Genomic DNA, 11,613 nt, shown 5'->3' with positions numbered 1-11,613 from the left:
GGTTCGGGCCCGGCAGATTTTTTCGAGAAGGGGCTTGCCGTGCTGCTGACCCTTTGATATCATTTCGTTCTTCGTTGGCCCGGTAGCTCAGTTGGTAGAGCAGCGGATTGAAAATCCGCGTGTCGATGGTTCGATTCCGTCCCAGGCCACCAGGATTCAGCCCCAGGAAATCGCAAGATTCCTGGGGCTTTTCCTTTTTTGCCTCGTTTCCGGCGGGCATCCGTGGCGGCGTGGCTTGCTTGCCGCTGCTGTGGGGCGTGCTCGGCGGCATTGGGCATCACGTGATAAAATCGCGCCAGTTCAAGGACTTGCATGCGAGCGCGCCATTGGCGCACTACCGCACCAAACACGTCTTTTCGCATCCTGAAGCTGGGCCTTTTGCGCACTCTGCCGCAACACGGCAAGGCCGCGACAGGTGCCGAACCCTTCGCCCGACGATTAACGGTATAAGCGCCCAGCGACTCTGCATGCGGAAGGCGCGGCCTATACTGGTTTGGGCCGGCAGCAGTGCCGGCACGCGTCGCGTCGCGTTGCTTGCATGGCGCACCTCGCGCAGCGCGACGTGGCACTCATCATTCACGGAGTTTCACGGTGATCCGCAAAGACGCTAAACGTAGCGCTCTGGTGCTGTTTTCCGGCGGCCAGGATTCCGCCACATGCCTCGCCTGGGCGCTCGAACGTTATGAAACGGTCGAGACGCTGGGCTTCGATTATGGCCAGCGGCACCGAGTCGAACTCGAATGCCGCGAAGGGTTTCGTAACGCGGTGACGCGGGCGTTTCCTGCCTGGGCCGACCGCCTCGGCGAAGATCACATGATCGATTTGTCGGTGCTCGGCTCGATTAGCGATACCGCGATGACGCGCGAAATCGAGATTCACGCCACCGCGAACGGTTTGCCGAATACGTTCGTGCCGGGCCGCAATCTGATGTTCATGACGATCGCTGCGGCCATCGCGTATCGGCGTGGTTTGCAGGTGCTGGTGGGCGGGATGTGCGAGACGGACTTCTCGGGCTACCCCGATTGTCGCGATGACACGATGAAGGCATTGCAGGTCGCGCTGAACCTCGGCATGGACACGCGCTTCCTGCTCGAAACGCCGCTGATGTGGCTCGACAAGGCTGACACATGGCGTCTCGCGCACGAGCTGGGCGGCGACGAACTCGTGGAACTGGTGCGCGTCGAGACGCATACTTGCTATGTTGGCGAGCGTGCCGAGCTGCACGCATGGGGCTTCGGCTGCGGCGAATGTCCGGCGTGCCGCTTGCGCAAGCGGGGTTATGAAGCGTATCTGGCCGGCGAGAAGGTGACCGAGCCGGTCTGACGGTCTCACGACAGTTTTACGCAGGGGCACCGTGCGAACGGGCGCAGCACAGGCAATTATCTTCAGGAACACAAGGCAGAAAGCAGCATGACTTACGCGGTCAAGGAAATCTTCTACACATTGCAGGGCGAGGGCGCGAATGCCGGGCGTCCGGCCGTGTTCTGCCGGTTCGCCGGCTGCAATCTGTGGTCGGGCCGCGAAGAAGATCGCGCGGAAGCTGTCTGCCAGTTCTGCGATACGGACTTTGTCGGGACTGACGGCGAGAACGGCGGCAAGTACCGTACGCCCGAAGAGCTGGTGCAGATGATCGCGTCGCAATGGCCGGAAGGCGAGGGCGAGCGCTTTGTGGTTTGCACGGGCGGTGAGCCGATGTTGCAGATCGATCAGCCGTTTGTCGATGCGCTGCATGCCGCCGGCTTCGAAATCGCCATCGAAACCAACGGCTCGCTGCCGGTGCTCGAGACGATCGACTGGATCTGCGTGAGCCCGAAGGCCGACGCACCGCTCGTCGTCACCAAGGGCAACGAACTGAAGGTCGTGATTCCGCAGGACAACCAGCGTTTGTCCGAGTATGCGAAGCTCGACTTCGAGTATTTCCTCGTCCAGCCGATGGACGGCCCGTCGCGCGAGCTCAACACCAAGCTCGCGATCGACTGGTGCAAACGCCATCCGCAATGGCGCCTGTCGATGCAGACCCACAAGTATCTGAATATTCCCTGATTTGCCGTGCTGACGATTACACGAAAACTCGAATTCGACGCGGGTCACCGCATCCCCGATCACCGCAGCCAGTGCCGTAATCTGCACGGCCATCGCTATGTGCTCGAAATCACGCTGCAAGGCGACCTGGTCGACACTGAAGGCGCGCCGGATCGCGGCATGGTGATGGACTTCGCCGACGTGAAGTCGCTCGCGGTCGAACATCTGGTCGACAAGTGGGACCATGCGTTCCTCGTCTACGAAGGCGACACGCAGGTGCGCGGTTTTCTGGAAACCATGGCGGGGCACAAGACGGTCGTACTCGATCGCATTCCCACCGTTGAAAATCTCGCGGCCGTCGCGTTCGATATTCTCGCGAATGTCTACGATGCGCATTACGGTGTGAATCTGCGTTTGCATAAGGTGCGTCTGTTCGAGACGCCGAACTGCTGGGCCGACGTGGTCCGCGATTAAACCCGGGGCCGCGCGGCCCAACCTCACGGCCCAACCTCACGGCCCAACCTCACGGCTCAACCTCCGCGGCTCAACCTCCGCGTTATTGTCACGGTATGATCGCTCCGATAACCACACGGAGCGAGACATGCCGGTCACCGCATTACGTTTCAGCAGGCATTCAGGCCGGAACAGCCCAGGCGCGGGTCAATTCCGCCACGCCAGAATCCTCACCCGTGTTTCAGGCGATATATCCCGTCGCCAGGGAGCGCGGCAATGAGCACCTTCACGAATCCCCTCAAGCAACGTCTGAAAGAAGCCGATCCGCTGTTCGGCCTGTGGCTTTCGCTCGGCAGCGATTCTGCAGCCGAGGCGCTTGCGCATGCCGGTTTCGACTGGCTGCTGATCGACATGGAGCATGCGCCGAACGATAGCGGCGACGTCACGTCGCAATTGCGCGCGATCGCCGCCGCGCATCTGCCGAGCGAGCCTGTCGTGCGCGTGCCCGCCAGCGAGGCGTGGCTCGTCAAGCGCGTACTCGACGCCGGCGCACGGACGCTGATGTTCCCAAACATCGAAAGCGCGGACGAGGCGGCACGGGCAGTGCGTCTGACGCAGTATCCGACCGCCGAGGCGCTCGACGGTCAGCGCGGCGTCGCCGGCGCGGTGCGGGCGGCTTCGTACGGCATGCGGCGCGACTACGTGCAGACCGCCAACGCGCAGATCGCGACCATCGTGCAGATCGAGTCGGCGCGCGGCTTGCAGGAAGTTGAGAAGATCGCGGCGACGCCCGGCGTCGATTGCCTGTTCGTCGGACCGGCTGATCTCGCCGCGAGCCTCGGCCACCTCGGCGATTCGAAGCATGCCGACGTGCAGGCGGCAATGGCGCGCATTGTCGGCGCCGCCGATAAGGCCGGTATCGCCTCCGGAATTTTTGCCATGGATGTCGCGAGCGCAAAGCAGCATCGCGATGCAGGTTTTCGTTTTATCGCTCTGGCCGCCGACGTCATGTGGATGTTGCGCGCGACCCGCCAGGCGTTGCAGGAGGTGAGGACATGATGGGGAAGGTGCAGTGCGTCGCGGTGCGTTTGGCGGTCACAGCGGCGTTGATGGCGAGTTTGACGGCGTATGCGCAGGACAACCGTGTCGCGAAGTCGAACGATCCGGAGACGCAAAATGCGGTCGCCGATTACAACGCCGGCAATCTGGGCGCGGCGCTTGCCGAATTCCGCAAAGCGGCGGAGCGCGGCAACCGGCTTGCCGAGTTCAACTACGCGATGATGCTGCTCAACGGCGAAGGCACCACCGCCAATGTCGACGAAGGCAAGAAGTGGCTGCGCAAAGCCGCCGACGCCAACATGTCGCACGCGCAATACGTGTACGGCAAGATGTACGACGACGGCGAGTTCGTCGGGCGTGATCCGGTCGAGGCACATCGTTGGTTTCTGAAGGCCGCGCAGCAGGGGCACGTGCAGGCGGAACTCGCGCTGGCCAACCAGTTCCTTGATGGCCGTGGCACGGCTCGCGATAACCAGCAGGCGTTCATCTGGTACAAGAAGGCCGCGCAAGGTGGCGACATGACTGCGCAGTACGTGACCGGCTCGTTCTACGAGCGCGGTGGCGACGGCGTGGACAAGAACCTGAACGTAGCGCGCGCGTATTACGCGGCAGCGGCGGCACAGGGCGATCCGGCGGCGAAACTCAAGTATCAGCAACTGAGCGCGCAATTGCGGGATCAGAAGGAAGTGAAACCGCAGTAAATGAAACTGCAGTAAATGAAACCGCAGTAAATGAAAAAGGGGCGCTCCTGACGGTGCGCCCCTTTTGTTTATCGGGCCAGTTGTGGTCTGCTTCGACTTTGTGTCATTCGGCTTTGCATCGTTCGCTTCTGCTGCCTTTGGCTCCGCGGTCTGCGCCTTGTGCCCTGCGCCCTGAACTCCACCCTGCTCTAACTCTGCATCAACCGCTTCTGTCGCGCGACGTTCATGATGAGGCCGATCGCGACCCCCAGCGTGGTCAGCGCGGTGCCGCCGTAACTCATGAACGGCAACGGCACGCCCACCACCGGCAAGATCCCGCTCACCATGCCGATGTTGACGAACGCGTAAGTGAAGAACGCCATCGTCAGCGATCCGGCCAGCAGCCGCCCAAACAGCGTCGCCCCATTGGCCGCGATATACAAACCGCGCGCGATCAGCAGCATATAAAGCGTGAGCAGCACGATCCCGCCCGCGAGCCCGAACTCCTCGGAAAACACCGCGAAGATGAAGTCGGTGTGCTTCTCGGGGATGAACTCCAGATGCGCCTGGGTACCCTTGAGCCAGCCTTTGCCGAGCGGGCCGCCCGAGCCGATTGCAATCACCGCCTGAATGGTGTGGAAACCTTTGCCGAGCGGATCGGACGTCGGATCGAGCAGCGTGCAGATACGGTGCTTCTGATAATCGTGCATCAGCGGCCACTGTACTTCCGGCTGACAGATCTTGTCCTGGAACGCGGCGATCGAGCCGACCGCGATCACACCGGCAATCAGCACCGGCACGATCAGCTTGAAACTCAGCCCCGCGAAGTAAATCACGAAGAGGCCGGCCGCAAAGACCAGCACGGCAGTACCAAGGTCAGGCTGCTTGGCGATCAAACCGACCGGCACAATCAGAATCAGGAAGCCGACCAGAAAGTCGTACCAGCGCATCACGCCTTCGCGGCGCTGGTAGTACCAGGCGAGCATCAGCGGTGTGGCGATCTTCAGAATCTCCGACGGCTGGATCACCACGCCGACGTTGATCCAGCGCTTCGCACCCTTGCGGGTGAGGCCGAACATCGCCACCGCAACCAATAACGCGATCCCGAACGTATAGAGCGGGACCGCGAAGCGCATCAGCGTGGTGGGTGGCACATTGGCCAGCGCCCACATCAGCACGAACGTCAGCATGATGTTGCGCAGTTGGTCTTCCACCCGGCCGGGCATGTCCAGCGTCGCGCTGTATAGCGTGACGATGCCGACGCACAGCAGCAGAAACACGATCAGGGCGAGCGGCCGGTCGAAGCCCACGAACATCCGCTTGATGCGGTCGAGCCAGGCGCGCTTGTCGAATTGCATGCCTTTCTCCTTACTCGTCGATGCCGCCGGAAACCGGCTGGCGTGGCGACGTAGGCTGAATGCTGTCATCCCGCGGCGGAGCGGCGGCGGTCGGCACCGCCTCGCTGCTCGGGTGGGGTTTGTGCGGGACGCCGGATTTACGCGGCGCCGGGATCTTTGCGGCAGCGGACGCGGATGCGGCGACGGCCGCCGAAGCGCCGGATGCGGAAGCAGCAGCCGCAGCAGTCGATGTCACAGCCGCAGGCGCCGATGCAGCCGCCGAAGTCGATGCAGCTGCCGAAGTCGATGCAGCTGCCGAAGTCGATGCAGCCGCCGAAGTCGATGCAGCTGCCGCAGCGGAAGCAGCCGCCGCGGCCGAAGCGGCGCCCGGGATCGGCAGTGCCGTGAAGCCCGCGGCGACCTTGACGGGCTGCGGCGCGTCCTGCGGCGCCGGTGCGTCACCCACCTCGGGCGCGGAGGCATCCTGGGTCGCCGAGGCCGCTGCCGCGACAGCCGCCGCTTGAGCGCCGGGCTTGTCCTTGCCGACCAGGTAGTAATCGAGCACACGGCGCGCGATCGGACCCGCTGCTTCCGCACCCCAGCCGCCGTTTTCGACGATCAGAGCGAGCGCGATCTTCGGTTGCTCGGCAGGTGCGAAGGCGATGAAGAGCGCGTGGTCGCGCAGATGTTCGGCGATCGCGTGGCCCTTGTAGTTCGCACCTTGCAGCGAGTAGACCTGCGCCGTACCGGTCTTGCCGGCCGCCTGATACGGTGCGCCGATGAACAGCTTCGACGCCGTGCCGTTGGTCACGACGCCTTCCATTGCGCGCTTGATGATGTCGATGTCCGATTGCTTCACGGCGATCTTGTCGCTCGGATCGCGCACGACCGGGCGCGTTTCCTTCGTGATCGGATTTTCGATGTCGCGCACGAGGTGCGGCTTCATCACGACGCCGTTATTCGCGAGCGTGGCCGTGGCGTGCGCAAGTTGCAGGATGGTGAACGAGTTATAGCCCTGGCCGATGCCGAGACTGATCGTTTCGCCTTCATACCAGCGCTGCTGTTCGGGCTTGCGGTACGCTTTGCGCTTCCATTCCGTCGACGGCAGGATGCCGCGCGCTTCGCCCGAAATGTCGATCCCGGTGATCTGGCCAAAGCCCCACGGCTTCATGAAGTTGGCAATGTTGTTGACGCCGAGATCGTGCGCGAGCATGTAGAAATACGTGTCGTTCGACACCACGATCGCGCGGTTCATGTCGACCCAGCCCTGGCCGGAGCGCACGTCGTTGCGGAACGTATGGCCGCCGAACGTGTACGAGCCCGGATCCTGAAAGCCCCAGCCTGGCGTGCGCTTATGCAACGTCAGCGCGGCGAGCGCCATGAACGGCTTGTAGGTCGAGCCTGGCGGGTAGGTGCCGTGCAGCGGGCGGTTCAGGAGCGGATGGTCGGGCGAGTTGTTGAGTTCGTCCCAGGTCTGCTGATCGATGCCGTCGACAAACGAATTCGGATCGAAGCTCGGCGCCGACACGAACGCGAGCACGTCGCCGGTTGCCGGTTCGATCGCGACCAGCGCCCCGCGGCGGCCGGCAAACGCCTGCTCGGCGACCTGCTGCAGCCCGATATCGATCGACAGCTCGAGGTTATTGCCGGGCGTTGCCTGGGTGCGCGACAGCGTGCGCACGGGCCGGCCACCGGCGGTTACTTCGACTTCCTCAAAACCGGTCTGGCCGTGCAGCTCCGTCTCGTAGCTCTGCTCGACGCCGATCTTGCCGATGTAGTCGGTGCCCTTGTAGTTGTTCGCGTCGAGGCGCGGATCGTAGTGATCCGGATCGCTGTCGTTCTGATCGCTGGCGTCGTCGATGCGGTCCTGATCGCGCTGCGAAATCCGGCCGATGTAGCCGATCACGTGTGCCGCGGTCGGGCCGAGCGGATATTGGCGGAACAGGCGCGCGCGCACTTCCACGCCCGGAAAGCGGAAGCGTTGCGCGGTGAAGCGCGCGACTTCGTCGTCGGTGAGGCGGGTGCGGATCGGCAGGCTCTCGAAATTCTTCGAGTCTTCCTGCAGCTTCTTGAAGCGGCGCCGGTCGCGTGCGTCGATTGAGACCACGCTGGCCAGGTTGTCGATCACGTTTTCGAGCGTGTCGTTCAGCTTCGACGGCGTGATTTCGAGCGTATATGCCGAGTAGTTCTTGGCCAGCACCACGCCGTTACGGTCGGTGATGATGCCTCGGTTCGGCACGATCGGTGCGACCGAGATGCGGTTTTCGTCGGCTTGCAGCGAGTACTTGCTGTAGTGCCAGACCTGCAGGACCAGGAAACGGAAACCGATCAGCCCGAAGCAGACGAACACGAACACGCCCGCCGCCGCGACGCGCAGGCGGAACTTCGAGAGCTGTTGCTGAGTGTCCTTGAATTCGGTCATGCGATTCTGCAAAAGGCCGTGTGACAGCCATCATGAGTGTGCGCCCAAACCGGCCGGAACCGGGAGGCATGAACAGCGATGCGCGTCGAGCGGGCCGGCTACCCGGGTTCCAGCGGAGCGGCCGGCGTGCTCGATGCTTGATTAAATCGGCCGCGTATCGTCCGGATCGGCCGGGCGGCGCTGCGGCATCAGCAGCAGCACGCTGGCGACCGGCCACAGCGCGGCTTCGACGAAGCCGTCGATCAGGTAGCCCCAGCCCGGAAACGCCGCGCCTGTCAGCAGACGGATCACAAACGGCACCAGTTGCGCGACGACCAGCAGCGGCATCACCGCGAAGGTCTGCACGCCGAGCGACATCCACAGCACCCGGCGATGGATCGTAATCGCGCCATACGACAACAACGTATACGCCAGCGCGTGCTCGCCGAGCAGGCTGGCGTTGTGCACGTCCATCAGCAAGCCGAGAAAGAACGCGATGCCCATGCCGACCTTGCGCGGCTGGTGCACATTCCAGAACAGCAGCACGAGCGCCACGAAATCCGGCACGCCGGCGAGGCGCCCCCACGGCATCAGGTTCAGCAAGAACGCCGCGGCGAGGCTGAACGCGATGAAGTACGGATTGACCGGCTGCAGGATGTATTGCGGACGGTTCATGGCTGGGCCCCAGGTGTGGCTTGCGGCTTCGCGCTCTTGTCAGCGGCCGGTTTCTTCTCGCTAGCGGCCTTCTTCTCCGGGGCAGTGGCTTTGGCCGGCGGTTTTTCAGCGGGCTTGGCAGCAGCGGCCGGCTTTTCAGCAGGCTTCGCAGCGGATTTATCCGCCGCAGCTTTGCTGTCCGCGGGCTTGCCGCCCTTCTTCGCTTTCGCGTCCTTGGCAGTCGCGGCCGCATCGGGCTCTTCCGCCGGACGCGGCGGCACATTGTTCAGATAGTGCAGCACCAGCAACTGACGCGCGCCGCGCACGGGCGCAACCGGCAAGCAGATCACGCGTGCAAAGGCCGTATCGGCCTGTTTGTCGACCCGCACGACCTTGGCGACCGGCAGCCCCGGCGGATAAACGCCGTCGAGTCCGCTGGTGACGAGTTCGTCACCGGTTTGCACGTCGGCGCTGATCGGCACGAAGCGCAGATCGAGCGTATCGCCTTTCGGCGTGCCGTAAATCACGCTGCGCAAGCCGGTGCGCACGATCTGCACCGGCACCGCCTGGTCCTTGTCGGTGAGCAGCGTCACTTCGGCTTGCAGCGGGAACACCCGCGTCACCTGCCCGATCACGCCGTCTTCGTTGACGACCGGCGAACCGTCCTGGACGCCTTGCTGCGCACCGCGGCCGATCACGACTTTCTGCGTGAACGGATCGCGCGTGTCGTACTGGATTTCAGCGGGCAGCGATTGTGTGGTCGAGCGCTGCGAGAGTTGCAGCAGCGCGCGCAAATGGGCGTTTTCGGCCGCCAGTTCGGCGGCTGTATTGGCTTGCTGCGAGAGCTGAAGATCTTTGGTGCGCAGCTTGTCGTTCTCCTGGCGCAGCGTGGCGCTGGTCACGGCCAGGTCGGCCGCGCCCATGAAGATGTCGCGCGGCACGAGGGCTGCGCGTTGCAACGGATAAAGACCCGCGCCGAGCACGCCACGAACGATTTCGAGCGTTTTGAAGCGTGCATCGGAGATCAGCAGGGCGAGCGCCAGCACGACGAAAAACACCAGCCGTGCGAGGGCGGACGGGCCTTGCTTGAACAGGGGCGGCGGACTGTATTCCATGGTCGGCGCCGGGGGCGTGAGCGGTTGGGTGAGACGGCGGCGCGCGAGGGACGCGCGTTCAGCGCGCGGAGGCTGGCAGGCCCAGCCAACGGCAAACCGGCCCGCAAGGGGCCGTTTGCCTGATCCGCGCTACTGACATGGAGGTGGGGCTCGCTTACTCGTACGAGAAGATGCTGCCCAGCTTGTCCATGCGTTCGAGCGCCATGCCCGAGCCGCGCACAACACAGGTCAGCGGGTCTTCGGCGACGAGCACCGGCAGGCCGGTTTCTTCGGCGAGCAGGCGATCCAGATCGCGCAGCAGTGCGCCGCCGCCCGTGAGCATCATGCCGCGCTCGGCGATGTCGGCGCCCAGTTCCGGCGGCGTTTGTTCGAGTGCGATCTTCACCGACGACACGATCTGGTTCAGCGGATCGGTGAGGGCTTCGAGGATTTCGTTGCTGGAGATCGTGAAGCTGCGCGGAATGCCTTCCGACAGATTGCGGCCCTTCACTTCCATTTCCTTGACTTCGGAACCCGGGAACGCGGAGCCGATTTCTTTCTTGATGGCTTCGGCGGTTTGTTCGCCGATCAGCATGCCGTAGTTGCGACGGATGTAGTTGACGATAGCTTCGTCGAACTTGTCGCCGCCTACGCGCACCGAACCCTTGTACACGATGCCGCCGAGCGAGATCACGCCGACTTCGGTCGTGCCGCCGCCGATGTCGACGACCATCGAGCCGGTGGCTTCCGACACCGGCAGGCCTGCGCCGATTGCCGCTGCCATGGGTTCTTCAATGAGGTAGACCTGCGAAGCGCCCGCACCGTGTGCGGCTTCTTTAATGGCGCGACGCTCGACCTGGGTCGAACCGCACGGCACGCAGATGATGATGCGCGGCGACGGCGAGAACATGCGTGATTCGTGAGCAGTTTTGATGAACTGCTTGATCATCTGTTCGGTGACGGTGAAGTCGGCGATCACGCCGTCTTTCATTGGGCGGATCGCCTCGATGTTGCCAGGCACCTTGCCAAGCATCTGCTTGGCTTCCTTGCCGACCGCCTGGATGGTTTTCTTACCGTTGGGACCGCCTTCCTGGCGAATCGAGACCACCGACGGTTCATCAAGAACGATACCTTTGCCACGCATATAGATGAGCGTGTTGGCAGTGCCAAGGTCAATCGCCAGGTCGTTGGAGAAGTAACTGCGCAGAAAACCGAACATTCAAAATCCTGTCTCGCTTGGGGCCAGCCCTTCGCAACGTATGCGCAGGGCGGCAGCGGAAAAAATAACAGCTTCAACCGGGCGGATGCGGCGCCACAGGATCTTGAAGCTGCGAGGGAGTCTACCGGAGGCCGGTGCAAGGCCAGGTCAGAAAAATCCGAACGATCTTTGGGAATTGTTCAGAAAGGCCTTGGTAAGTCGGTCCGGGTTTGGGTCGAACGCGTAATGATACCTTATAATTTTGGATGTTTTGAAGGAAACGGATGGCACTTTTCGCCGCCGCTGGCCCCTTTTTCGAGGTCTTCCTCCAGTGTCGTAACCCGCTGTCGCAGCACCGTTTTTCCCGCGCTGCGGCGGTCCACCACATTTTCCGGTGACTGCATGGCTCTGACCCTGACCGATGTTAAACGCATCGCGCACCTCGCGCGGCTCGAACTGGCTGACGCCGACGCTGAGCACACGCTTGTCCAGCTCAACGATTTCTTCGGCTTAGTCGAGCAAATGCAGGCGGTCGATACCACCGGCATCGCCCCGCTTGCCCATCCGATCGAGCAGATCGAAGACGTCGCGCTGCGTCTGCGTGACGACGCGGTGACCGAAACGGTCGACCGTGAAGCTTTCCAGCGCCCGGCGCCGGCCGTGCAAGACGGCCTGTACCTCGTGCCGAAAGTGATCGAGTAAGTGATCGACCAAG

At 63.0% G+C, this 11,613-nt stretch carries 12 protein-coding genes and 1 tRNA gene; 7 read left to right on the top strand and 6 right to left on the bottom strand.

The window, feature by feature from the left end; translation table 11 throughout:
* Positions 1 to 76 precede the first annotated feature (76 nt).
* The 6 genes from P3T22_RS16725 (at position 77) to P3T22_RS16700 (ending at position 4,235) form a co-directional block, all read left to right on the top strand.
* Positions 77 to 152 (top strand) — tRNA-Phe (locus tag P3T22_RS16725).
* 439 nt (positions 153 to 591) lie between these two features.
* Positions 592 to 1,323 carry a 7-cyano-7-deazaguanine synthase QueC gene (queC, locus tag P3T22_RS16720; RefSeq protein ID WP_063494462.1) on the top strand — a complete coding sequence of 244 codons (732 nt, stop codon included), beginning with the start codon at positions 592 to 594 and terminating at the stop codon, positions 1,321 to 1,323.
* Positions 1,324 to 1,410: 87 nt separating this feature from the next.
* Entirely contained in the window at positions 1,411 to 2,043 is a 633-nt protein-coding gene (gene queE / locus P3T22_RS16715) for a 7-carboxy-7-deazaguanine synthase (RefSeq protein WP_063494463.1), read from the top strand.
* 9 nt (positions 2,044 to 2,052) lie between these two features.
* Complete coding sequence (queD, locus tag P3T22_RS16710; RefSeq protein ID WP_093634683.1) at positions 2,053 to 2,496, top strand: 6-carboxytetrahydropterin synthase QueD; 444 nt, start codon at positions 2,053 to 2,055, stop codon at positions 2,494 to 2,496.
* 255 nt (positions 2,497 to 2,751) lie between these two features.
* Positions 2,752 to 3,534 (top strand): HpcH/HpaI aldolase family protein, encoded by a 783-nt coding sequence (locus P3T22_RS16705; RefSeq protein ID WP_063494464.1) that lies wholly within the window; start codon positions 2,752 to 2,754, stop codon positions 3,532 to 3,534.
* A gap of 50 nt (positions 3,535 to 3,584) precedes the next feature.
* Positions 3,585 to 4,235 carry a tetratricopeptide repeat protein gene (locus P3T22_RS16700; protein WP_429325519.1) on the top strand — a complete coding sequence of 217 codons (651 nt, stop codon included), beginning with the start codon at positions 3,585 to 3,587 and terminating at the stop codon, positions 4,233 to 4,235.
* 188 nt (positions 4,236 to 4,423) lie between these two features.
* On the opposite strand, the gene rodA is transcribed toward P3T22_RS16700, so the two are convergent.
* The 6 genes from rodA to P3T22_RS16670 form a co-directional block, all read right to left on the bottom strand.
* Complete coding sequence (gene rodA / locus P3T22_RS16695) at positions 4,424 to 5,572, bottom strand: rod shape-determining protein RodA (RefSeq protein ID WP_063494466.1); 1,149 nt, start codon at positions 5,570 to 5,572, stop codon at positions 4,424 to 4,426.
* A 10-nt stretch (positions 5,573 to 5,582) separates the two neighbouring features.
* A complete protein-coding gene (gene mrdA, locus P3T22_RS16690; RefSeq protein WP_429325502.1) occupies positions 5,583 to 7,973 on the bottom strand; it encodes a penicillin-binding protein 2 in 2,391 nt (796 codons plus the stop codon).
* 141 nt (positions 7,974 to 8,114) lie between these two features.
* On the bottom strand, positions 8,115 to 8,627 hold the full coding sequence (gene mreD, locus P3T22_RS16685) for a rod shape-determining protein MreD (protein ID WP_063494468.1): 513 nt from the start codon (positions 8,625 to 8,627) through the stop codon (positions 8,115 to 8,117).
* Entirely contained in the window at positions 8,624 to 9,721 is a 1,098-nt protein-coding gene (mreC, locus tag P3T22_RS16680) for a rod shape-determining protein MreC (protein ID WP_429325501.1), read from the bottom strand. Before mreC ends, mreD begins: the two co-directional genes overlap by 4 nt.
* Before the next feature lie 154 nt (positions 9,722 to 9,875).
* Positions 9,876 to 10,919 (bottom strand): rod shape-determining protein, encoded by a 1,044-nt coding sequence (locus P3T22_RS16675; RefSeq protein ID WP_004189550.1) that lies wholly within the window; start codon positions 10,917 to 10,919, stop codon positions 9,876 to 9,878.
* A gap of 233 nt (positions 10,920 to 11,152) precedes the next feature.
* Positions 11,153 to 11,302 (bottom strand): hypothetical protein, encoded by a 150-nt coding sequence (locus tag P3T22_RS16670; protein ID WP_429325500.1) that lies wholly within the window; start codon positions 11,300 to 11,302, stop codon positions 11,153 to 11,155.
* Between P3T22_RS16670 and gatC the strand changes: the two genes are divergently transcribed.
* Complete coding sequence (gene gatC, locus P3T22_RS16665) at positions 11,301 to 11,600, top strand: Asp-tRNA(Asn)/Glu-tRNA(Gln) amidotransferase subunit GatC (RefSeq protein ID WP_201071841.1); 300 nt, start codon at positions 11,301 to 11,303, stop codon at positions 11,598 to 11,600. The two genes, P3T22_RS16670 and gatC, sit on opposite strands and share 2 nt — an antisense overlap.
* Positions 11,601 to 11,613 lie beyond the last annotated feature (13 nt).

Origin of the sequence: Paraburkholderia sp. GAS348 (assembly GCF_050434205.1) — a bacterium.
Taxonomy (GTDB): domain Bacteria; phylum Pseudomonadota; class Gammaproteobacteria; order Burkholderiales; family Burkholderiaceae; genus Paraburkholderia.
Note: the sequence above shows the minus strand (reverse complement) of the source record. Positions and strands in the feature narration are given on the sequence as shown.